24 protein-coding genes are annotated in these 23,585 nt (G+C 39.0%); 20 read left to right on the top strand and 4 right to left on the bottom strand.

All coding sequences use genetic code 11. From position 1 onward, the window contains the following. Window positions 1-11: 11 nt before the first annotated feature. The 11 genes from FC64_RS05200 (at window position 12) to recD2 (ending at window position 12,241) form a co-directional block, all read left to right on the top strand. Entirely contained in the window at window positions 12-806 is a 795-nt protein-coding gene (locus FC64_RS05200; protein ID WP_057906864.1) for a DivIVA domain-containing protein, read from the top strand. 232 nt (window positions 807-1,038) lie between these two features. Continuing rightward, complete coding sequence (gene ileS / locus FC64_RS05205; protein WP_057906865.1) at window positions 1,039-3,834, top strand: isoleucine--tRNA ligase; 2,796 nt, start codon at window positions 1,039-1,041, stop codon at window positions 3,832-3,834. Between the two features lie 120 nt (window positions 3,835-3,954). Beyond that, window positions 3,955-4,497: an NUDIX hydrolase gene (locus tag FC64_RS05210; protein ID WP_057906866.1), complete on the top strand. Its 543-nt coding sequence runs from the start codon at window positions 3,955-3,957 to the stop codon at window positions 4,495-4,497. Between the two features lie 4 nt (window positions 4,498-4,501). After that, window positions 4,502-4,867: a hypothetical protein gene (locus tag FC64_RS05215; RefSeq protein WP_057906867.1), complete on the top strand. Its 366-nt coding sequence runs from the start codon at window positions 4,502-4,504 to the stop codon at window positions 4,865-4,867. 9 nt (window positions 4,868-4,876) lie between these two features. Beyond that, window positions 4,877-5,569, top strand: a complete 693-nt coding sequence (locus tag FC64_RS05220) for a 5'-methylthioadenosine/adenosylhomocysteine nucleosidase (protein WP_057906868.1) — start codon at window positions 4,877-4,879, stop codon at window positions 5,567-5,569. A 2-nt stretch (window positions 5,570-5,571) separates the two neighbouring features. After that, window positions 5,572-6,726 (top strand): cysteine desulfurase family protein, encoded by a 1,155-nt coding sequence (locus FC64_RS05225; protein WP_057906869.1) that lies wholly within the window; start codon window positions 5,572-5,574, stop codon window positions 6,724-6,726. An 11-nt stretch (window positions 6,727-6,737) separates the two neighbouring features. Beyond that, a complete protein-coding gene (locus FC64_RS05230) occupies window positions 6,738-7,079 on the top strand; it encodes a DUF1831 domain-containing protein (protein ID WP_057906870.1) in 342 nt (113 codons plus the stop codon). Window positions 7,080-7,207: 128 nt separating this feature from the next. Then, on the top strand, window positions 7,208-8,335 hold the full coding sequence (gene mnmA, locus FC64_RS05235; RefSeq protein ID WP_057906871.1) for a tRNA 2-thiouridine(34) synthase MnmA: 1,128 nt from the start codon (window positions 7,208-7,210) through the stop codon (window positions 8,333-8,335). Window positions 8,336-8,428: 93 nt separating this feature from the next. After that, on the top strand, window positions 8,429-9,091 hold the full coding sequence (locus FC64_RS05240; protein ID WP_057906872.1) for a histidine phosphatase family protein: 663 nt from the start codon (window positions 8,429-8,431) through the stop codon (window positions 9,089-9,091). Window positions 9,092-9,102: 11 nt separating this feature from the next. Further along, the gene (locus tag FC64_RS05245) at window positions 9,103-9,777 is read left to right on the top strand and encodes a tetratricopeptide repeat protein (RefSeq protein WP_057906873.1); all 675 of its coding nucleotides are present in this window, start codon (window positions 9,103-9,105) and stop codon (window positions 9,775-9,777) included. Beyond that, on the top strand, window positions 9,770-12,241 hold the full coding sequence (gene recD2 / locus FC64_RS05250) for an SF1B family DNA helicase RecD2 (protein ID WP_202987280.1): 2,472 nt from the start codon (window positions 9,770-9,772) through the stop codon (window positions 12,239-12,241). Before FC64_RS05245 ends, recD2 begins: the two co-directional genes overlap by 8 nt. Before the next feature lie 128 nt (window positions 12,242-12,369). On the opposite strand, the gene FC64_RS05255 is transcribed toward recD2, so the two are convergent. The 3 genes from FC64_RS05255 to FC64_RS05265 all read right to left on the bottom strand — a co-directional run bounded on the left by FC64_RS05255 (window position 12,370) and on the right by FC64_RS05265 (window position 15,349). Next, window positions 12,370-13,326: a diacylglycerol/lipid kinase family protein gene (locus FC64_RS05255; protein WP_057906875.1), complete on the bottom strand. Its 957-nt coding sequence runs from the start codon at window positions 13,324-13,326 to the stop codon at window positions 12,370-12,372. A gap of 127 nt (window positions 13,327-13,453) precedes the next feature. Continuing rightward, window positions 13,454-15,133 carry a ribonuclease J1 gene (gene rnjA / locus FC64_RS05260; protein ID WP_057906876.1) on the bottom strand — a complete coding sequence of 560 codons (1,680 nt, stop codon included), beginning with the start codon at window positions 15,131-15,133 and terminating at the stop codon, window positions 13,454-13,456. A 3-nt stretch (window positions 15,134-15,136) separates the two neighbouring features. Next, a complete protein-coding gene (locus FC64_RS05265; protein ID WP_057827743.1) occupies window positions 15,137-15,349 on the bottom strand; it encodes a DNA-directed RNA polymerase subunit epsilon in 213 nt (70 codons plus the stop codon). Window positions 15,350-15,534: 185 nt separating this feature from the next. Between FC64_RS05265 and FC64_RS05270 the strand changes: the two genes are divergently transcribed. Next, window positions 15,535-16,017 carry a hypothetical protein gene (locus FC64_RS05270; protein ID WP_057906877.1) on the top strand — a complete coding sequence of 161 codons (483 nt, stop codon included), beginning with the start codon at window positions 15,535-15,537 and terminating at the stop codon, window positions 16,015-16,017. Window positions 16,018-16,063: 46 nt separating this feature from the next. Here FC64_RS05270 and def read toward each other — a convergent pair whose 3' ends face one another. Then, window positions 16,064-16,621 (bottom strand): peptide deformylase, encoded by a 558-nt coding sequence (def, locus tag FC64_RS05275; protein WP_057906878.1) that lies wholly within the window; start codon window positions 16,619-16,621, stop codon window positions 16,064-16,066. 104 nt (window positions 16,622-16,725) lie between these two features. Here def and FC64_RS05280 point away from each other — a divergent pair, with 104 nt between their 5' ends. The 8 genes from FC64_RS05280 (at window position 16,726) to FC64_RS05315 (ending at window position 23,504) form a co-directional block, all read left to right on the top strand. Next, window positions 16,726-17,004: a UPF0223 family protein gene (locus FC64_RS05280; protein ID WP_057906879.1), complete on the top strand. Its 279-nt coding sequence runs from the start codon at window positions 16,726-16,728 to the stop codon at window positions 17,002-17,004. After that, window positions 17,001-17,774 (top strand): inositol monophosphatase family protein, encoded by a 774-nt coding sequence (locus FC64_RS05285; protein WP_202987281.1) that lies wholly within the window; start codon window positions 17,001-17,003, stop codon window positions 17,772-17,774. Before FC64_RS05280 ends, FC64_RS05285 begins: the two co-directional genes overlap by 4 nt. Window positions 17,775-17,896: 122 nt before the next feature. Then, complete coding sequence (gene typA, locus FC64_RS05290; RefSeq protein ID WP_057906881.1) at window positions 17,897-19,738, top strand: translational GTPase TypA; 1,842 nt, start codon at window positions 17,897-17,899, stop codon at window positions 19,736-19,738. A 160-nt stretch (window positions 19,739-19,898) separates the two neighbouring features. After that, window positions 19,899-21,098 (top strand): FtsW/RodA/SpoVE family cell cycle protein, encoded by a 1,200-nt coding sequence (locus tag FC64_RS05295; protein ID WP_057906882.1) that lies wholly within the window; start codon window positions 19,899-19,901, stop codon window positions 21,096-21,098. Between the two features lie 11 nt (window positions 21,099-21,109). Beyond that, the gene (locus FC64_RS05300; protein ID WP_057906883.1) at window positions 21,110-21,427 is read left to right on the top strand and encodes a YlbG family protein; all 318 of its coding nucleotides are present in this window, start codon (window positions 21,110-21,112) and stop codon (window positions 21,425-21,427) included. Beyond that, the gene (gene rsmD / locus FC64_RS05305; RefSeq protein WP_057906884.1) at window positions 21,424-21,981 is read left to right on the top strand and encodes a 16S rRNA (guanine(966)-N(2))-methyltransferase RsmD; all 558 of its coding nucleotides are present in this window, start codon (window positions 21,424-21,426) and stop codon (window positions 21,979-21,981) included. The genes FC64_RS05300 and rsmD overlap by 4 nt, the downstream gene beginning before the upstream one ends. Before the next feature lies 1 nt (window position 21,982). Beyond that, complete coding sequence (coaD, locus tag FC64_RS05310; protein ID WP_420805060.1) at window positions 21,983-22,471, top strand: pantetheine-phosphate adenylyltransferase; 489 nt, start codon at window positions 21,983-21,985, stop codon at window positions 22,469-22,471. After that, entirely contained in the window at window positions 22,455-23,504 is a 1,050-nt protein-coding gene (locus FC64_RS05315) for a SepM family pheromone-processing serine protease (protein WP_057906885.1), read from the top strand. Before coaD ends, FC64_RS05315 begins: the two co-directional genes overlap by 17 nt. The last annotated feature ends 81 nt before the right edge of the window (window positions 23,505-23,585 follow it).

Below are 23,585 nucleotides of genomic sequence, written 5' to 3' on the forward strand. Positions count from 1 at the left end.
AGGTGATAGGGATGGCTTTGACTCCCTTGGATATTCATAATAAAGAATTTCACGTAAAATTACGTGGGTATGATCAAGACGAAGTTAACGAATTCTTAGACCAAATTATCAAAGATTATGAAGCTTTGTTAAAGGAAAATGATTCACTTCGTGACAGCTTGGATCAAAATAAAGAAAAATTAAAATACTTCAATGATTTGAAAGATTCTTTGAATCAATCAATTATTGTTGCTCAAGAAGCAGCTGATAAAGTTAAGGCAAACTCACAACGTGAAGCTGAAATTATCAACCGTGAAGCTCAAAAGCAAGGTCAAGACATTATTGATCAAGCAAATGAAAAGGCACGGAATATTATTGATGAAGCTTCAAAGAAAGCTAAGAAACTTGCAATTGAAACAGATGATTTGCGGAAGCAAGCACGGATTTTCCGGCAAAAACTTCAAGTAATGATGGAATCACAATTGGAAGTTGTTAAGGGCAGCGAATGGGACGAAATCTTGAAGCAAGGCAAGACAAGCAGCTATGAAGAAATTCAAGATGCAATTCGTCAAGACGAAACGTTGGATAAAGAAACTGCACGTGAAATTAAGCCGGTTCAAGATGATGAAGAGTTTAACTTCCAACCAGTTGATCCAAATCCTCCTGAAGTTACTCCTGCAGACGATGGACAAGCGGAAACAGTTGTTGTATTCCCTGATAATAATGATTCGACGACTGAAACGGATCCAACTTCACAAAGTGAATCTGAAAATTCAAGCAATGGCCTTCAAGGACAACACTTTGCTGATACAGATGATTTAAATTAACTTGAAACACGACTTATTTTAAATACTTAAAAGCGAGTCAACGATGGTGAAAGGTTGATAGTCACTTTAAAGTAAGCCATCATTCAATCTATGAAATGCTGAATTTGGAGTAAGCATTTTCGGTTCACACCGTTATTTGTGATTAAAGTAGATTTGATAATCTAAAATTTGGGTGGTACCACGATAATCTCGTCCCTTGCGGATGAGATTATTTTTTTGAAAGGAGAAAACGATGCGAATTAAGAAAACCTTAAACATGGGTAGAACAAAATTCCCAATGCGTGGAAATCTTCCAGTTAAAGAAGCTGAAAGACAGAAGGTATGGGAAGAAAACAAAGTTTATGAAAAACGGCAAAAATTAAATGAAGGCAAGCCATCATTTGTTTTGCATGATGGTCCTCCATATGCGAACGGAAACATTCACATGGGACACGCAATGAACAAAATTTCAAAGGACTTTATTGTGCGTTCAAAATCAATGATGGGTTTTCGGGCACCATATGTTCCTGGATGGGATACTCACGGATTGCCAATTGAACAACAATTGAAAAAGCAAGGCGTTGATCGGAAGACGCTTTCAATTGCTGATTTCCGGGAAAAGTGTCGCGAATATGCTTTGCAACAAGTTGATAAGCAACGCCAAGACTTTAAGCGGTTAGGAATTTCTGCTGAATGGGATAACCCATATGTAACCCTTGATCCGAAATTTGAAGCTCAAGAAATCCGGGTTTTTGGTAAGATGGCTGAAAAAGGATTGATTTACAAAGGCCGGAAACCAGTTTATTGGTCATGGTCATCCGAATCAGCTTTAGCCGAAGCCGAAGTTGAATATCATGATGTAACTTCGCCATCAGCCTTTTACGGTGAAAAGGTTATCGATGGTAAAGGTATTTTAGATGATGATACATACATGGTCGTTTGGACAACAACGCCATGGACTATTCCTGGATCAGAAGGAATCACAATTTCTGCAAAATATGAATACTCAGTTGTTCAACATGATGATGATCCGCGGAAATTTGTTATCGCAACTGAATTGATTGAAAAAGATGCTGAATTATTTGGATGGAAAGATGTCAAGACATTAAAGACCGTTAAGGGTGCCGATATGGAAAATATTCTTGCACAACATCCATTTGATCCAGAACGGAAATTAGTTGTGATGCTTGGCGATTTCGTTACGCTTGATGCCGGAACCGGTTTAGTTCACACCGCTCCTGGATTTGGGGAAGACGATTATAATGTCGGAATGAAATACGGTTTAGATGTCTTTGCTCCAGTTGATGCCAAGGGATACTTGACTGATGAAGCTGGCAAAGACTTTGCAGGTGTCTTTTATGAAGATGCTAACCAGATCTCATTGGATAAGTTGAAAGCTTCAAATGCATTAATCAAACAGATGGATTATGAACATAGTTATCCATTTGACTGGCGAACAAAGAAACCGATCATTTTCCGCGCAACGCCGCAATGGTTTGCATCGGTGGATAAGATTCGGGATGATATTCTTGACGCTATCGACAGCGTGAAGTTCATGCCGGAATGGGGTCAAAAGCGGCTTCATAATATGATCCGTGACCGTGGAGATTGGGTAATCTCACGGCAACGAGTATGGGGAGTTCCATTACCGATTTTTTATGCCGAAGATGGTGAAGCAATCATGACACCGGAAACGATCGAACATGTTGCTCAGTTGATTGAAAAACATGGTTCAAATATTTGGTTTGAAAAGGACGCAAAGGATCTTTTGCCTGAAGGATTCACCAGTGAACATTCACCAAATGGAAAGTTTACCAAGGAAACCGATATTATGGATGTTTGGTTTGATTCTGGTTCATCTCATCAAGGTGTGCTTGCTTCACGGGATTACTTGACGTATCCAGCTGATTTGGTCCTTGAAGGTTCAGATCAATATCGGGGATGGTTCAACTCAAGCATGATCACGAGTGTTGCTGTTTCAGGAAAAGCACCATATAAACAGGTTATTTCACAAGGGTTTACCCTTGATGGCAAAGGTCACAAGATGAGTAAATCACTTGGAAACACAATCGTTCCAAATGATGTGATCAAGCAAATGGGTGCTGAAATTATCCGGTTATGGGTATTGAGTGCTGACACATCAGCAGACGTTCGTGTTTCAATGGGTAGTTTCCAACAAATTGCGGAAAGTTACCGGAAGATTCGGAATACCTTTAGATTTTTGCTTTCAAACGTTGCCGACTTTGATCCGGAAAAGAATCAAGTCGCATTTGATGATCTTGAAGCCATTGACCGTTACATGCAAATTCAAGTAAATGAATTTACAAAGGACATTTTAGATGACTATGCAACGTATGACTTTATGGACATCTACAAGAAGGTCATCAAGTTCATCACCACGGACTTATCAGCATTTTACCTTGATATTGCAAAGGATGTTATCTATATTGAAGAAGCTGACGGTCATAAGCGGCGTTCAATGCAAACTGTTTTGTATGACATTGTTGTTCGGTTGGCAAAATTGTTAACCCCAATTTTGCCACACACAACTGAAGAAGTTTGGGAATACTTGCATGAACCAGAAGAGTTTGCCCAATTATCAGAAATGCCGGCAGTGAACTACTATGATGGTCAAAAGAAGTTACTTGAAAACTGGAGTCGTTTCATGAAAGTGCGGTCAAACGTTTACAAGTCACTTGAAATTGCCCGGGATGATAAGATGATTGGAAAATCATTTGAAGCCCATGTCAAGTTGTATGTTACTGACGGAATCAAACAAGAATTGGACAGTTTAGATGCTGATATTCGGCAAGCAATGATCGTTTCAGCATTAGATATTCTTCCAATTGATAAAGCTCCTGCTGATGCAGATGACTATGATGAGGTAAAGGTTAAGATTGAAAAGGCAACGGGCGAAGTTTGTCCACGTTGCCGGATGATTAAGACCGATGTGGGTGCCGATCAAGAATTACCACAGGTTTGTGCTCACTGTGCTGAAATCATTCGTCATGACTTCCCTGAAGCAGTTGAAGAAGGATTAGAAGATTAATAATGAATAAAAAAGACTGAGCGTAGCGGCTCAGTCTTTTTTTGGGGTTTAATGAACTATATTTTTTAGAATTTCTCTGCTATTATTAGAGTTAAAGTGAGATAAAATGAGGAATGCAAAATGGATTTTAAAGAAAAGACCTTATCAACTGAAAATATCTATAATGGGAAAGTTGTTCATTTAGATAAAGAAATTGTTAAACTTCCTAATGGTAAGGAAGCCGTTCGCGAAGTTATTCGGCATCAAGGGGCGGTTGGAGTAATCGCCATTACTGATTCGAATAAAATTGTAATGATTCGACAATGGCGTGAACCGTTAAAGAAGGTCACCCTTGAAATTCCAGCGGGAAAAATTGAACTGAGCGAACATGATGATCCGGAAAAAACAGCTCGGCGTGAATTAAATGAAGAGACGCGGTTTGCAGCTGATCAGTTTGAATTAGTTACGAAATTTTACACCTCACCAGGTTTTGCTGATGAATTGATGTATTTATATCATGCAGTGGGATTAAAGGCGGTTAAAGATGAATTACCGCAGGATGATGATGAGTTTCTTGAATTAGTCGAATTATCACCGAAAGAAGTTCAGGAGGCAATTAGCCGCGGTGAAATTTGTGATGCGAAAACAATGATGGCCGTTATGTTTTGGCAAATGATGGGGTAGATCAATGAGTTTGGATAATGAAGGACGTCATTTTTACGACCAGGAAAATGATGGTTTAGATGAACCATTAAGAAGAAGTAAGACGCCAAGTTTTACTGATGAACCAGAAGGAAAAGCGTTGCGCCGGCATCAAGCAGCGGATGAAAAAAACAATTCTTTTCTTGAACGCTTTCGTCATCCGCAACGTTCTCAAAAAGTTGTTGAAGATGACAATGAAGTTTTGTCACGTTCAGAACAAAATAAACGACATCAAGATGAGGAAAATGAGCGCAAAGCTCAATTATTAGGTAAAAAGTTAAATAAAATAATTTGGATTTTAATCGGATTGATCATTATTACATATTTGATTATGCGATTTGTTAATTTTTAGGAGGAAACAATGAAATACGGAATTATTTGTGCAATGGAAGAAGAAATTAAAACGTTGGTTGAAAAGTTAGCAAATAAGCAGGAACAATCAATTGCTGACATGAAATACTACACCGGAACGATTAACGGACATGAGGTTGTCCTTGTTCAATCGGGAATTGGTAAGGTCCAAGCAGCAGTTAATACTGCATTTTTGGCAAATAATTTCCAAGTAGACTGTATTATCAATTCTGGTTCAGCTGGCGGAATTGGTGATGGAATACACGTTGGCGATGTTGTCCTTTCAACTGGAACAGCATATCATGATGCCGATTCAACGGCTTTTGGTTATAAAATGGGTCAAATGCCTGGTCAACCGCAAATCTTTGAAGCTGATGCTGACCTTCGTGCAGCAGTTAAAAAAGCTGCTGAAGAAAACGGTTTGCCAGTCCGGGAAGGATTGATCGTTACAGGGGATCAATTCATCAATTCAACTGCCAAGATCAAACAAATTAAGAATATTTTCCCAGATGCGCTTTGCAGTGAAATGGAGGGGGCAGCCGTTGGTCAAGTTGCCCATGAATTTAACATTCCATATTTAGTTATTCGTGCAATGTCAGATGTTGGTGATGAAGAAGCAAGTCAATCATTTGACGAATTCGTAATTGATGCAGGAAAACGGTCTGCAAAAATGATTTTAACTTTATTATCAGAAGAGGCATAAAAATGGAAAGGATTTATTTAGATAATGCGGCAACTACGCCGATGGATCCGAAAGTTGTTAAGGTTATTGCGGATGCAATGCAAAATAATTTTGGCAATGCGTCAGCGGTCAATTCATGGGGGAGAGAAGCCCGATCGATTTTGGACCAGAGTCGCCATATAATTGCCCAATCGATTAACGCGCGGCTTGATAATGAGATTATCTTTACAAGTGGCGGAACAGAAAGTGATAACACTGCAATTATTCAAACAGCGATGAAGCGGCAAAACGAAGGCCGGCATATTATCACGACTGCGGTTGAGCACGAAGCGGTTTTGAAGCCGATGCAGTATCTTGAAACTCAAGGATTTGAAGTTACGTATCTGCCAGTTGATCAAAACGGTGAAATCAGTCTTGATGATTTAAAGAAAGAATTACGCGATGATACGATTTTAGTTTCAGTAATGACTGGAAATAATGAAGTCGGCAGTAAAATGCCGATTCACGAGATCGGTGAAATCGTTGCGGATTCGAATGCATGGTTCCACACAGATGCCGTTCAAGCATATGGTCTTTTGGATATTGATGTTCAAGCTGATCACATTGATCTGCTATCAACTTCTGCACATAAATTAAACGGACCTAAATTTCTTGGTTTTTTATATCAACGTGATGGAATTAAATTTGATTCATATATTAAAGGCGGTGATCAGGAACTCACGCGCCGGGCTGGAACCGAGAATGTTCCGGCAATTGCGGGTTTTGCTAAAGCAGTTGAAATTGATAATTCTGAAGAAAAGCAACGGCGTCGTGATCGGTATTACGGCTTTAAGAAACAATTAACTGATGGATTGAAAGCCAACCACATTGATTTTGAAATTAATGGTAAAATGAACGAAGGCGAATTACCGCACGTTTTGAACATTTGGTTTAAAGGAATTCCGAATGATGCCTTTATTACAAATTTGGACCTCAATGGGATTGCGGTTGCTGCGGGTTCAGCATGTACGGCTGGTTCGCTTGAACCATCGCATGTTTTAAAAGCAATGTATGGTTCAGATTCGCCTCGAATTCGCGAATCAATTCGGTTCAGCTTTGGGATGGAAAATACCGCTGAGGAAATCGATCAGACAGTTGACCAAATTGTCAAAATCATTAATCGTTTTTTAAAGAAATAGGAGGAAGTTCGATGGCTTTTACAGAAGTAAATCAAATCAAGGGTGATAATCAAAAATATCGTTTATCACCGGAAATCAAGAAATATTCATTGCGCGATGTTGGTTTTATGGAAACCAAGACCGGCAAATTTGAATTAGAACGATCATTGGATCCAAATTCACCATATAATCAAGGATTTAAGTTTAAAATGACCGTCGAAGCTGACTTGAAAAAATTCAAGATGGCAACGTTGACGGCCAACGGAATGCGTGAAGTTGATGTTCACAAGGGGAAAGATGTGGATACTCACTTGGAACAATTAAACTTCATTCTTGATAATTTAATTGAACGACAAATTATTGAAAAAGTATAATTCGCTTATCAAAAGTAAGAAAGCCTCCTTGCAATAGGAGGCTTTTCGCGTTTATAATTAACATTACTGGACAAAACGACCTTCAAATCGTTGATGATTCAGAATCTAAATGAAATGATGGTGAGTTTATGAAAGATAACAGCAAGACACGCGTCGTTGTTGGAATGAGCGGCGGTGTAGATTCATCAGTTTCAGCGTACTTGCTTAAGCAACAAGGCTACGATGTTGTCGGCGTTTTTATGAAAAATTGGGATGAAAAAAATGACAGCGGAGTCTGTACGGTAACTGAAGATTATCAAGATGTTGCTAAGGTTGCCTCTAAAATTGGGATTCCATATTATTCCGTTAACTTTGAAAAGGAATACTGGGACAATGTTTTCTCATATTTTCTTGATGAGTATAAACGCGGACGAACTCCTAATCCCGATGTTTTATGTAATAAGGAAGTTAAGTTCAAAGCATTTTTAGATTATGCAATGGAGCTTGATGCTGATTACATTGCAATGGGTCACTATGCGCAAATTCGGCGGGATGAAGCCGGAACTGTGCACATGCTTCGCGGTGCGGATCCGAATAAGGACCAGACTTACTTTTTAAGTCAGTTGACCCAAAGGCATTTACAAAAGGCAATGTTCCCAATCGGCGGGATGCAAAAGTCTGAAGTTCGACGGATCGCTGAAGAAGCCGGATTAGCAACTGCTCACAAAAAAGATTCAACCGGAGTTTGCTTCATCGGTGAACGGAATTTTAGTAAGTTCTTAGGTGAATTCTTACCGGCTCAACCGGGAATAATGAAAACCTTTGAAGGTGAGGTTAAAGGACAACACTACGGTTTAATGAATTATACGATCGGTCAGCGGCGCGGATTGGGAATCGGTGGCGATGGCAAGAGTAATGAACCATGGTTTGTGGTTGGCAAGGACATTAAGACGAATACTTTATACGTTGGTCAGGGGTACCATAACGAACATTTATATGCAACCAGCCTTGATGCAAGCCAATTAAGTTTTGTTGCTCCAATCGACCGTTATGGGAATGACTTTCACTGCACGGCTAAATTCCGCTACCGTCAAAAAGACTGCGGTGTGACCGTTCATTTAAACGATGATCATACAGCAATGACCGTTGAATTTGATGATCCAGCTCGGGCAGTTACCCCAGGACAAGAAGTTGTCTTGTATGATGGAGAAGAATGCCTTGGAAGCGGAACGATTGATCATGCATATCAAGAAGGTAAACTTTTACAATACGTTTAATTAAGATCAGATTACGAGTAGAGGTGTGGGTAGCTCACGGCCTCTATTTTTTTGATGTATAATTAAACTAAATATGTTAAAGAGGAAATTGAAATGACGACTTTTTATTTTGTAAGACATGGAAAAACGGAATGGAATTCGGAAGGACGCTATCAAGGATCACATGGCGATTCACCGCTACTTCCAGAAAGTTATGAGGAAATCAAGCAATTAGCTGCGTATTTTAATAGTAAGAAGATCCGATTTGCAAAGATTTACTGCAGTCCATTGAAGCGGACGATGACAACGGCACAAGAAATCAATAAGAATCTTGATCAACCTGGATTAAAAATTGAAGCGGATCCAGCATTTATGGAATTTAATTTAGGAAAAATGGAAAAAATGAAGTTCGTGGATGCTGAAAAGAAGTATCCAGAAATGGTTGAAAATTTCCGTTATCATCCAGATAAATATGATCCGACTGCAATTGGCGGTGAATCATATGAAGATTTATTTAAGCGAATGACACCGAAGATCCAAGCAATTTATCAACGTTATCCAGAAGGTAATATTTTGGTTGTCAGTCATGGAGCTGCACTTGGAGCAGAAACCCGGCATTTGTTGGGCGTTCCGTTAGCGAAGATTCGCGAACGCGGCGGGTTGGCCAATACAAGTACAACTATTTTAAAAACTACGGACGGACAGCATTTTAAATGCATTGCGTGGAATAAAACTGATTATTTAAAACGAAAATTAGATCCGACTGATATTATTTGAGGAATGAGAAGATGACAAAAGAAGATAAAAAAACACAAGAAGCTGAAAAAGCTACGCATAAGCTAGTTCAAGCAATTGATCAGGATCCATACAATGTGGATAATTATTATCAACTGGGAACAATTTTGACTGAAATGCAAAGTTTTCCTCAAGCAGAAGAACTTTTTAAGCGGGCAATCAACATTTTCAGCGATCAACCGGCGAAAGTTGACCTTCTAACTTATGGCCTTGGCAATGTTTTTTATTCAGCAGGCCTGTACAGTGAAGCAATTCAAGAGTTTCAAAAGGTTACGGATTGCAAGCTAAAGGCGGAAGCATACTTAATGATTGGTCAGGCAAACTATGCTCAACAAAAGTATCAGCAAGCAATGGTTTTTGCGTTAACAGCTAGTGATGAAATGCCGCAAGATAAAGAGCCTAAGCGATTATTAGCCGACTGCTTTTTAGCATTGGGAAAGTTTGATCAGGCAGAGGATTTTTATCAACAGGTGCTTGAGATGGATGATACGGACTTACGAGCACTCTTTCAGTTAGGGATGATCAAGTTTACTCAGGAAAGTCCGGAAGCTGCAGATGAGTATTTTAATAAGGTCAAGCAACTTGACCAGGATTATTATGACCGGATGCAAGAGCGATTAAGTGACGTTCAACGTGCAATTAAATCAAAGGATCAAGATGATGAATAACACCCAGCAAGAGTTAATTCAAAATGAACAGCAATTTGTAAAGGGACGGGTCAAAAGTGTTTTTTTCCAAAGCAATGATAGTTTCTACAAGGTAATTTTAATTAGTGTGAAGGAAACGAATTTTGATTGGAAAGAGCATACGATCACGGTGACGGGCGACTTTGCTAATCTGCAGGAAGAAAATGAGTACCGATTTATTGGCCATGTCGTTGATCATCCGCGTTATGGTAAGCAATTCAAGGCGGAAACGTACGAAGTTGATGTTCCGGATACGACGGAAGGTCTTGTCCATTATTTTTCAAGTGATAAATTTCCGGGAATTGGGAAAAAATCAGCTGAACGAATTGTTAAAATTTTAGGCGATGATGCTTTAAACCTTTTGATCCAGGATCCTGAACGCGCGCAGGAACTTGGTTTAAGCTCCCGGCAAGCGCAAACCTTAATCGAAGGGGTTAAGGACAATAATCAAACTGATACCATCATCATTGGACTGAATAATTACGGTTTTTCAAGCAAAATTTCAGCTAGGATTTTTGCAAAGTATCATGAAAAGTCATTGACAGTGATCAATGAAAATCCGTATCAGTTATCAATTGATATTGATGGAATCGGGTTCATGAAGGCTGATCAAATTGCAAACCAAATCGGTATCAAGGATGATTCGGCCGTTCGAATTCGCGGGGCGATTTTTCAAGTTTTAAGTGATTTTTGTTATGAAAGCGGGAATACGTATGCAACTAGTCGTCAGGTAATTGAAAATGCAATCACTTTGCTTGAAAAGGGCCGACAAACCGCAATTGATCCGGAAATTGTGGCGGATCAAATTATCGAACTTGAAAAGAAACACCGAATCGTTGCGGATCAACAGCATATTTATGTTCGCCGGCTCTATCATGCAGAACACGGAATTGCTAATAAACTGTATACAATTGCGACAAATCAGGATCAAAAGAATTATGATGAAAAGAAGCTTGCTAAAATTTTACGCCGAATTGAACGCCATCTTGGAATCCAGTATGATGATGTGCAACAGGATGCAATTTTTACGGCGTTGAATTCACGATGCTTTTTGTTAACTGGAGGACCCGGGACAGGAAAAACAACCATTATTAACGGAATCGTGGCAATGTTCGCGGAATTAAATGGAATTGATCTTAAACAAATTCAACAGCAAAAAGATGACTCGCATCTTCCAATTTTATTGGCTGCCCCAACTGGCCGAGCTGCCAAACGGATGACAGAAACAACGGGCTTGCCAGCAAGAACAATTCATCGGCTGCTTGGGATTAACGGGCATGATGAGGAGTTATCAGAAAGTAAAGTGACCGAGCTTTCAGGTGATTTGTTGATTATCGATGAAACGTCAATGGTTGATACCGAGTTAATGGATGTTTTATTGGGTGCAATTCCATATAATATGCAGGTAATTTTCGTTGGTGACAAGGATCAGTTGCCATCAGTTGGCCCGGGACAGGTTTTTGCAGATTTGCTTGAAAGTGATCAATTACCAAAAAAGGAACTAACGCGAATTTACCGGCAATCGGATGATTCATCAATTGTTGAATTGTCACATAGCATTCAGCAGGGACAATTACCAACTGATTTTACGCAACAGCATGCCGATCGCTCATTTATCGCATGCAATGCGTTTCAGGTTCCAGATGTTCTTGAACAGGTTGTTAAGTTATGGATTAGTAAAGGAAATTTGATCGATGATCTGCAGGTTCTTGCTCCAATGTATAAGGGAGTGGCTGGAATCGATAGTTTAAATAACCGGATGCAGGCCATTGTTAACCCTGCAAAACATGGACGGAAAGAAGTTCAAGTCAACCAACAAGTCTTCCGAATCGGTGATCGGGTTTTGCAACTTGTTAATGATCCAGAACACAATATCTTCAATGGCGATATTGGAAAGGTAATTGGAATCGATCTTAAAAGTGCCAAAAACCATATTCCAGCAGATAAAATAATCGTTGATTTTGATGGCAATGAAGTTGGTTATGAAAAGCGCAATTGGAACCAACTGACCCTTGCATATTGCATGTCAATTCACAAATCGCAAGGGGGCGAATTTCCACTGATCATTTTACCAATGGTTCGTCAATTTTCACGGATGTTCGCGCGAAATTTGCTTTATACGGCGGTCAGCCGGGCAAAACAAAAACTGATTTTATTAGGTGAAGTTGATGCATTTGAAAAGTCAGTTTCAATCGTTTCCTCGAACCGACAAACCGGATTGAAAGAAATGCTATGGGAAGCGTTTGGTGATCATGAAAAGGTTAATTTATTAGATGAAACTGATAGTGAAGATGAAATTGAGACAGCGAAATCAGATGAGCAAGAGACAAATCAAGGTTTAAATGTGTTAACAAATTCATTAATTGAAAGTGGAAAAATAGATCCAATGATTGGAATGAATGGGATTCAACCAAAGAATTTTATGGAACAAAAACCGAAGGTGTGACAAAACATTAAAAATGAGCGAATCGCGTAGCATAGATTTGGGGATTTTCGAACTTCTACTCGGCTCGTTTGTTTTGAAATTCGATTATACGGATATAGTAAAGAGACTGCGACTTATGCCACAGTCTCTTATTTTTGCCGCCGTTCTTCAAGGGAAACACTATCGGCATTGATCCAAAACGGATAATTGATCAATTTTAAATAAAGGTCGTTATATTTGCCTCCTAATTCACGACAATCGACTTGGGTTTGTTCAAGCGAGTTAACGGTGATGTGAAGGGTATTGGTCCGCCAATGATGAACAAATGGTAATTTAGAAGGATCGCTGAATTTTCGGGTTGCAACAAGAATCAAAAACAGGAAAATATTGACGCGATCAACGATTGTGATTTCAATTGATTGATCGTTATTTGAAAAGTCACTTTCTTGAGCCCGATTTTGAATGTTAACGATAAATGCCCGTTTGTAAAATTTATACTTATGCCCGATTCGGAGGGTTGCATTGAAAGCATCTGCGCTATTGTAATATGCTTTGCAAATGTCGATGACGTTTGCAAACCACCGACAATGGGTGCGCAACCAGTGGTGACGTTCACGTGATTGAAGATTGGCAAGGTTAGCTGTCATTCCAATTGAATAGTTATCTAAAAAGTAACCTGTCTCTTCATGATTAGATTCATAGTATTGAATCAATGAATATTGGACTGCTTCGGTTGCATTTAAAATTTGTTGGAGGGCAACGAGGGGATTAGGCGCAATTCCAAGCTGATCAGCAAATTGATGATGTTTGCTTGTACAAATGAAGGCAAGCGGTAAATCATGAATATCAGCTTCTTTAATCCCCGTTAATACCTCATTTAAAGTTCCATTGCCACCAATCACGAGAACAACGTATTTTTCATAGTCAACGTAATCAAGATTTTTAAGGAAAGCTTGAATATTAGTTTGAGCATCGCCAGCAACACTGGTTTCGGTTGCCTGATAATCCACGTCATGTTCGTCTAGATAATTTTGAATTTGTTTCCAATCTTTTTGAGATTTGCCTAAATTCGCGTGTGGATTTGCAATCACGTAAAATGATTTCATTTTTTCCGCTCCCTTATTGATCTTGTCTAAAATAATTATCTCATGTTACAAAAAAATTACAAGCCAAATTATTTAGTCAAATGAATAAAAAAGATTGCGCCGAATAGCGCAATCTTTTTTGCTCGATTTAAATTGTTACAAGCATTGGTAAAATCATCGGATGCCGTTCAGTTTGTTCATAAAGGAACAATTGTAAATCAGAAATAATGGCATCTTTGATCATTGCTTCAGTAATTTTCTTATTATTTTTAAGGACCCGGTTAATTGTCCGTGTAATCCGGCGTTTACCTTTACTGATCAGTTCACCAGATTCACGCATGTAGATGAATCCCCGTGAAAGGAAGTCAGGCCCCGCAATAATCTTATGTTTCTTCATGTCGATCGTTGCGACAACGACAACTAATCCTTCTTCTGAAAGGGCCTTCCGATCACGCAGGACGATGTTACCGATATCACCGATTCCAGAACCGTCAACATAAACATCACTTGCATTGAAGTGACCAGCAACCCGGGCAGAGTCTGCTGTTAGTGCCAAAACGTCACCGTTTTCAAGGATAAATGAATGGTCTTGCGGAATATCACATTCTTCAGCCAATTCAGTGTGAATTTTTAACATTCGATATTCGCCGTGAATCGGCATGAAGAATTTTGGCTTGATCAGCCGCAACATTAATTTTTGTTCTTCTTGGCCACCATGACCGGAAGCATGGATATTATTGACTTTTCCGTGGATGACATTGGCACCGGCTTCTTCAAGTTCATTGATTACCCGGTTAACACTAGTTGTGTTTCCTGGAATTGGTGAACTTGAGAAAACAACCGTATCGCCAGGTTGAATTGATACTTGCCGGTGGGTTCCGTTAGCAATTCGACTTAACGCTGCCATTGGTTCACCTTGAGATCCTGTACATAAAATCATGACTTGATTTGCGGGAAGGTTATTGATATCTCGGGCATCAACGATCGCATCTTCCGGGATGTCAAGGTATCCTAATTCGCGTCCATTTACGATTGCAGCTTCCATACTTCTTCCAAAAACAGCAATTTTCCGACCGCGTTTAATGGCAGCATCGGCCGCTTGTTGAATTCGTGAAATATTTGAGGCAAATGTCGCGAATATGATCCGGCCATCAACCTTTTCAAAGATGTGGCGAATCGAATGACCAACCCATTTTTCAGATTTCGTAAAGTTTGGAATTTCGGCATTCGTACTGTCTGAAAGGAGACACAAAACACCATCTGAACCTAATTTAGCCATCTTTTGCAAGTTCGGTGGCTGGTGGGTAATCGGTGTTAGATCAAACTTGTAGTCTCCGGTTTCAACGATCGTTCCGGATGGAGTTTTAACTGCAACTCCTAAAGTATCTGGAATTGAGTGGGTCGTTCTGAAAAATGAAACACTTGTTTTTCTGAATTTAAGAACAGTGTCTTCATTGATTTCATGTAACTCGGCTGTCCGAAGTAATCCATGTTCATCAAGCTTGCTCTTGATCAGTGCAAGGGGAAGGGGCCCCGCATAAATCGGAACATTGATTTCCTTAAGTAAATATGGAATTCCCCCAATGTGGTCTTCATGACCGTGAGTAATTACAAGAGCTTTAACTTTCTGTTTATTAGCGACGAGGTATTGGAAGTTTGGAATGACGTAATCGATTCCAAGTAAATCATCTTCAGGGAACTTGATTCCAGCATCAATCACGATGATTTCATCTTGAAATTGGACTCCGTACATATTCTTTCCAATTTCACCAAGACCGCCGATCGCAAAAACAGCCGTTTCGTTATTTTTTACTTTAAGCTGTTTCATAGGCTAAAACTCCGTTAACTTAAAGTTCTCGCTTTGCTTTTCATATTCTAAAGTCTTGTCATCGAGGCCTTCGATAAATTCAACGTTATATTCTGTGTTTTCTTCAACGAGCAACCGGGCTTCAACTTCTGACTTGGCTTCAAGATATAAAGTTTCTGTGTTTTCACGCCGCGGGTTGATTCGTTTGGTTGGTTGATAATATACTTTAAAAATCATATTAAAATCTCCTTTAATAATGTATTATTTTAAAATTACCGAACAAGGATTGCTTACACAATAATTATTTCTATTTTAGCATATTGAAGAAATTAAGTATAGAAAGCAAATCAATTCAAGAATAAATGTTCCAATTTAGTGATTTAAAGCAACGTGTTTTATAATGAAAATGGTAGGTGATTAAAATGCTAGAGCGGATTTTGATAATCATGGTAATTTTGGTTGCTGGGACCACAATCTTAGTTTGGAAAAGTCAAAAGAAAAAGAAAGCTTTGCTTTTAGTTCAAAAGGAAAGTCAAAAAATTACAGATGAAGCATTTACAGCGGCAATTCAGCAGGTTTCGATGATCGGTTTTGAAAAGCCAATCAAATTGCATTCAGAGTTTGTTTCAAATATCTGGGGAAGTAAAGTAACGGCGTTTGAATATTCAATTGAAATCCCACAAATTGAAACCCAGGATCTTACTAAAATCAAGAAAGAATTAACTGAAAGATTACAAATATACGCAAATGAGAAACATCTTGTTGCATATGATGGTCATCCAATATTTGCTGTATCAGATATTTGGATTTTTGCCGGGGTCTTACACGTCGATGTTTCACATATTACAAATGCTGAAACGTGGTTGTATGTTGAAGATGTTGCCAGGTCAGATCGGACAAAATAAAAAGAAACTGCGACTTGATGTCGCAGCTTCTTTTTATTTCAGCAAATTATTCTAAAATCAAAGTTCCTTCAGGGACACTGAATGGATTATCTTTATTGACATGATCAAAGAACAAAATTCCATTTAAATGATCAATTTCATGTTGAACAACGATTGCAGGATAATCTTTTAATCGCTGAACATGTTCATTACCATCAAGATCAAACCAGCGCAGTTTAATGCGATCGGCTCGGGGAACATAGCCAGGAACATCACGATCAACTGAAAGACAACCTTCACCTTCAGCTAAAGCAGCCTTTTGAACTGATTCACTAACGATTGTTGGATTGACTAAAACGTGTTTAAAGATTGGATCTTCACCTTCAGCCCCGGGCACAAGAACGGCTGTCATCCGAATTGAACGGTCAACTTGTGGGGCAGCCAATCCTACTCCTGCCCGTAAATGATATTTTTCAGCAATTTTTTCATCTTGACTATTTTCAAGAAATTCCATTAAATCATGGGCAAGTTTTTGATTTTCTTCTGATAAGGGGAAGGTTAATTTTTCAGCCCGCTTACGCAGTGTTGGATGACCTTCACGGATAATGTTATCCATTGTAATCATGTAAATTTCCTCCTTATTACGATTAATACTTTACCATTAATCATACCACAAAGTATAATGATTTTAGAGTTATATCTTAAATCTAAAAAGGGTGATTGGTAGATATGAAAGAAGACTATGAATATCCGTTGATGCCAGAATGGTCAAAGGATGAAATCATCGCAATGGTTCAGTTTTATGCTCAAGTTGAAGATGCTTACACGACAGGCGTTGCAAGGGATAAATTCATGAAAATGGTGCGGAAGTTTAAGACAATTGAGCCGTCGATTGCTGCTCAAAAGCAGCTTGACCGCAAATTTAAGGAGTTGTCAGGATACAGTATTTATCAAGCAATTAAAACGGTAAGTAACTCATCTAAAGAACGTGTGAAGGTGGAAAAATAATGGAATGGCAAGTAATTGATGAAAAAATTAAACGGTGGATGTTCGAAGCGCGTGAAATGATTCTTGCAAGCTTTAATACGAAGCTGGATATCAATACCAAGTCAAACCGTAATGACTTGGTAACTAATATGGATAAAAAAATCGAAAAGTTTTATATTGATCACATTCATGAAAGTTTTTCAAATGCGAAAATCATGGGTGAGGAAAGCGAAAAGGATGCTTTGCAAGATGCTGATGGCCTTTTCTTCGTGATCGATCCGATTGATGGCACGATGAATTTTGTCAAGCAACAAGATAATTTTGCCAGCATGATTGCGATTTATCAAAATCATCGACCGATTTTGGGCTACATTCTTGATGTCCGAAATAATGAACTTTACTGGGGTGGAAAGTCAATTGGCGTTTATCGAAACTTTGAACGCTTAGATGCACCACAGGATTTAACGTTACGCGAAGGTCTTTTGGGCGCGGGCTTGCCGATGATTTTAAATGATGAATATCATTTTCAAGAAATTGCTCGCGAAACTTCCGGTGTTCGCATGTATGGCAGTGCAGGAATTGAATTTATCAACGTTTTAACGGGAAAAACATTGGGTTATGTTTCCCGGTTGCATGCTTGGGATTATGCTGCTGGAAAAATTCTCGCCGAAGAACTTGGTTTAGTTGTTCAGGCGATTGACGGAACTGATATTGATGTGCTATCATCAAAAGTTGTATTAGTATCGACAAAAAGCGCAAATGAAAAGATTAATGAAATTATCAAAGCCTAATATTAACTGTGGCGGTGGTCACAGTTTTTTTATGACACTATTTGAAAATTACATAGGTGGTTTTCAAAATTGATGAAAATGCACTTTTTGCGTAAAAAAGAAAAACGAAGGGAAGATAAACATTGAAAAGACGCGAAGACATCCGCAATGTTGCTATTATTGCGCACGTTGACCACGGTAAAACGACATTAGTTAACGAAATGTTAAAACAATCTGATACGCTTGATTCACACACTGAAATTAGCGATCGTGCAATGGATTCAAATGATATTGAAAAGGAACGTGGAATTACGATCCTTTCAAAGAATACAGCCGTTAAATATGGCGATAAGCAAATTAATATTCTTGATACCCCAGGGCACGCCGATTTTGGTGGTGAAGTTGAACGAATCATGAAGATGGTTGACGGGGTTCTTTTGGTTGTTGATGCTTTTGAAGGAACAATGCCGCAAACGCGGTTTGTTTTGAAAAAAGCCTTAGAACAACACTTGACACCAATCGTTGTGATTAACAAGATTGACCGTCAAGGGGCACGGCCAGAAGAGGTTGTTGACGAAGTTCTTGATTTGTTTATTGAACTTGGTGCAGATGAAGATCAACTTGATTTCCCTGTAATTTATGCATCAGCTGTTAACGGAACAACTTCAATGGATCCAGATCCATCAACTCAAGAACACACAATGGAGCCAATCTTTAAGACAATTTTAGATACGATTCCTGCACCAGTTGATAATTCTGATGAACCATTACAATTCCAAGTTGCAATGCTTGATTACAATGACTTCGTTGGCCGGATTGGAATCGGACGTGTATTTCGTGGAAAAATCAAGGTTGGCGACCAAGTTACGGTTATGAAACTTGACGGTTCACAACAAAACTTCCGGGTTACAAAATTATTCGGATTCATGGGACTTAACCAAGTTGAAATTCAAGAAGCTAAGGCCGGCGACTTGATTGCCGTTTCAGGAATGGAAGAAATCAACGTTGGGGAAACTGTATGTCCAGTTGATTATCCAGATGCATTGCCATTATTGCGGATCGATCCACCAACATTGCAGATGACATTTATGCAAAGTGACTCACCGTTTGTTGGTAAGGATGGCGATAAGGTTACTGCCCGGAAGATTGAAGATCGGTTAAGAAAGCAACTTCACACCGACGTTTCATTGAAGGTTGAAGATACTGATTCACCAGATGCATGGACAGTTTCAGGTCGTGGTGAATTGCACCTTTCAATTTTAATTGAAGAATTACGGCGTGAAGGCTTTGAATTAGCTGTTTCACGGCCAAAAGTTATTTACCGCGAAATTGACGGCAAGCTTTCAGAACCGTTTGAAGCAGTTACAATTGATACGCCGGATGAATATACTGGTTCAATCATTGATTCATTGGCACAACGTAAAGGTGAAATGAAGAATATGGAACCAAACGGCAATGGTCAAACACGGTTGGAATTCTCAGTTCCAACTCGGGGATTGATTGGTTATGATTCACAATTCTTGTCAATGACACGTGGATATGGAATTTTGAACCACACATTCGATGAATACAAACCAGTTATTCGGAACTGGGAACCTGGACGCCGGAATGGTGCTTTGGTATCAATCAACCAAGGCAAGGCAACAACGTATGCTATCATGGGGGTTGAAGGTCGCGGAACGATCTTTGTTGATCCAGGTACAGAAGTTTACGAAGGAATGATCGTTGGGAAATCATCCCGTGAACGTGACATTTCAGTAAACGTTACAAAAGGAAAGAACTTAACTAACGTTCGGGCAGCTGCAAAGGACCAAACAGCAACGATTAAGACTCCAGAACACCTTACATTGGAAGAAAGTATGGAATTCTTAAATGAAGATGAATTGCTCGAAGTTACACCAAATCACTTACGGTTGCGGAAGCGGATCTTAAATACAAATGCCCGTGAAAAAGCAGCTAAACGTGATAAGCGTGCTAAACAATAATATTTGACTGAAAAGGGTCGCTGCGGCGGCTCTTTTTTAGTTAGCATTTTGTAAACTTATTGCGGATTATTTTATGGTATAATTTTACAGAATGTTTCAAAATATTTAGAAGGGTGGTTAAGCATTAGGTTATTAATCACTTCTGGACCTAATATATAATATGTTAAAAAAGATTAGAGAGAAATTGAAATATTTTGATTGGATGCTGTTTATTCCGTATGCGATTCTGTGTGTTATTGGAATCTTGATGGTTTACTCGGCAAGTTCAATCAATTTATCATACGTTGGAATAAATTCAGCATCATATATGATCAAGCAAGCAGCTTACGTTGTGGTTGGAATGATTTTGATGTTCTTGCTAGCTCATTTCAAGACAAAGTGGTGGGTCAATTCAAAGCTATTAATGGCAGGATTTTTCGTTATGGCCATTTTGTTAATAATTGCTCGTTTTTTTACAAATGCAATTAATGGGGCAAATGGATGGATTCCACTGGGCTTTATCAGCATTCAACCATCAGAATTTGCCAAGTTGTTTAATATCCTCTTCTGTGCCTATACCTTTTCAAACTGGGCTGATCGGCGCGAACAAGGATTAGGTCATGGAAATGGTCCTTACTTTTTTATTGTGATTATTTTAGGATTGATTTTGATTGAACCGGATGTTGGGGGATTCATGATCAACTTTGCAATTATCATGATCATGTACCTTACTTACCGGGACCCAGAAACAAGTAAATGGAATCGAGTTAATAATCCAACTTTTCTGATTGGATTGATTATTTTGTTTATTATTATGTTACAGGTTCCACGACTTAAATTTATTCAAGATCTAAGCTCGCACTTTTATCAGATTCAACGATTCACGGCGTTTTATCATCCGTTTAAATACTCAACTAGCGTTGGCCGTCAGTTAGTTAACTCATACTATGCAATCAGTAATGGCGGATTCTTTGGTCTGGGCCTTGGAAATAGTATTGAAAAACGGGGATATTTACCGGAACCATATACTGATTTTATTTTGTCAGTTACAACGGAAGAGCTTGGGTTTATTGGGGCGGCCGTGTTGATCATCTTATTATTATTTATTATTTTACGAATTTACTTGGTTGGAATTCGGTCGAATAATTTATATAATCGTCTTTTCTGTTTTGGTGTTGGAACATTTATATTCGTTGAATCGTTCTTTAACATTGGGGCGGTAATCGGCCTTTTGCCAATCACTGGGGTTACATTCCCGTTTGTCTCATACGGGGGATCCAGTATGTTGGTTCTTTCGGCAGCTCTTGGAATGGTAATGAATATTTCGGCTAATCAGAAACGACGTACTGAAATCGATCCGTTTGAATATTACAAGAAATAGAGTGAATTGAAATGACAGAATTTGAAGAAAATCCACGTCAAGGGGTGATCGTTTATCTGTATCGGTTACGAAACAGTAGACAATTACGTAAGTTTGGGCAAATTCAATATATTTCAAAGAAAATGAAATATGTTGTTCTTTATATGGACCAAGCTGATGTGGAAGGCAACATTGAACGTTTAAAGAAATTAAGGTTTGTCAAACACGTTGAACCTTCAGTCCGGCCATTTCTGCGAGTTGAATATTCTGGCTCGGAAGATGGAAAACATTACGAAATGACTGAAGAAGATCGTGAAAAATTTAAGAAAATGAAGAGTGAAGCCAAATGAGAATTATTGCAGGAAAGTTTGGAGGCCGAAGATTAAAGGCGGTTCCGGGAATGAAGACCCGTCCGACAACGGATAAGGTTAAGGAATCAATGTTTAATATTATCGGTCCGTATTTCGATGGCGGCAATGTCCTTGACTTATTTGCTGGAAGCGGGGGCTTAAGTATTGAAGCCGTTTCGCGGGGAGCGGTTCAGGCCTACCTGATTGACCGACAGTACCAAGCAATTAAGACGATCAAGGAAAATGTGGCGGTTACGAAGGCGGAAGACCAATTTCAGATTTTTAAAACTGATGCCCGCAAAGCCTTGGCGAAGTTGGCTGAAAAGCAAATTAAGTTTGATTTGGTATTTCTTGACCCGCCATATAAGCAACAAAAAATCGTTGACGATTTATTAAAAATGAAGGAATTGGGATTGCTGAATCCAGGAGCAACCATTATGTGCGAAACTGATCAAAATGCAGGACTTCCTCAAAAAATTGATGGATTCGAATTTTTGAAGGCCGTGACGTATGGAATCACGGTACTCACAATTTATCATTATGTAGGTGATTAAAATGAAAGCGATGTTTCCTGGGAGTTTTGATCCAATTACAAACGGTCATTTAGATGTAATTGACCGCGGAAGTCGGATGTTTGATGAATTAGTTGTAGCAATCATGACGAATTCAAGCAAGCATGCGTTATTTTCGATTGAAGAAAAAATGGCCATGGTAACGGATGCCGTTCGGGCTTATCCAAATGTAAAGGTCATTGCGATGGCAGATGAATTGACCGTTAAGACGGCCGCTAAGTTAGGTGTAAATGTGATTTTACGAGGAGTTCGCAACGTTGAAGATTTTCAATTTGAACAGCAAATTGCAACAATGAATCGGGAACTAGATTCAAAAATTGAAACGCTATTGTTGCCGACTTCACCGAAAGTTGCGTCAATTTCATCATCGATCGTCAAAGAGATTGGACGGTTTCACGGGGATACAGTTAAGTTTTTGCCGGCAAAAGCGCAGGCAATGCTCGAGGTAAAATTTAATGAAAAAGAAAAGTAAGAAATTAATTATTGTAGTAATTTTAGCAGCAATTATGGTGTTGGCTGTCTTTTTGCCAATCCCGTATTATATTGAGGTTCCTGGATCAGCCCAGAATATTTCGCAATATATTCAAGTTGACAATCAACCGAAAAAGACTGCCAATCAAGATGGGACGTTGATGCTGGTTTATATTCGTCAAATGCACGCAACACCATTGTCTTATGCGATGAGTTTTTTGAATCCGTTTGCTGATCGTGACAGCGCAGCTGATCTGTATCAGGGATCAAACGAAAAGGATTACCAGACTGTTCAGCAGTATTACATGCAAGATGCAATTAATGAAGCAAAGTATATTGCTTTTAAAGCAGCTCATAAGAAGGTTGAACGTAAGTATTTAGGATTATATGTGATGTCAGTAATGCCGAATTCGAGTTTTAAAGGCAAACTCCATGTTGGTGATACGGTTCAATCTGTAAATGGAAAACATTTTGGCGATTCGCAAGCGTATATTAACTACATTAAAGGTTTACCTCGCGGCTCAAAAATCAAGATTGGGGTTTTAAGCGGATCGAAACATAAAACATTGACAGGAATTACGAAACGTTTAGGGGATACGCAACAGTATGGAATCGGAATTACGCTTGCAGACCGAACCGAAGTCAAAACGCCGGTCAAGGTTCAAGCTAATATGGATGGAATTGAAGGTCCCTCGGCAGGGTTGATGATGTCATTGCAGATTTATGATGATGTGACCCATCAAAATCTTCTTCATGGGCGTAAGGTTGCAGGAACGGGAACAATTAATGCTCAAGGACAAGTCGGGGATATAGGTGGCGCTGATAAAAAGGTGGTTGCTGCATCACGAGCAGGGGCATCAATTTTCTTTGTCCCGGATAACCCGATCCCGCCAGCAATCAAAAAAGCTTATCCTGATTTACAAACAAATTATCAAGAAGCGAAAAAAGCTGCGAAGAAGATTCACACCAAGATGAAGATCGTTCCAGTACGAACCTTTAATCAAGCACTTGAATATTTGGAAAAAACAAAATAATAAAGTTAAGGAAAGTCGATTTGATTTTATCAAACCGGCTTTCTTTTTTCGTAGTTAATAGTAGGCAAGCTTCAAGGAGGA

It is taken from the genome of Ligilactobacillus araffinosus DSM 20653 (assembly GCF_001435375.1).
In the GTDB taxonomy this organism is placed as follows: domain Bacteria; phylum Bacillota; class Bacilli; order Lactobacillales; family Lactobacillaceae; genus Ligilactobacillus; species Ligilactobacillus araffinosus.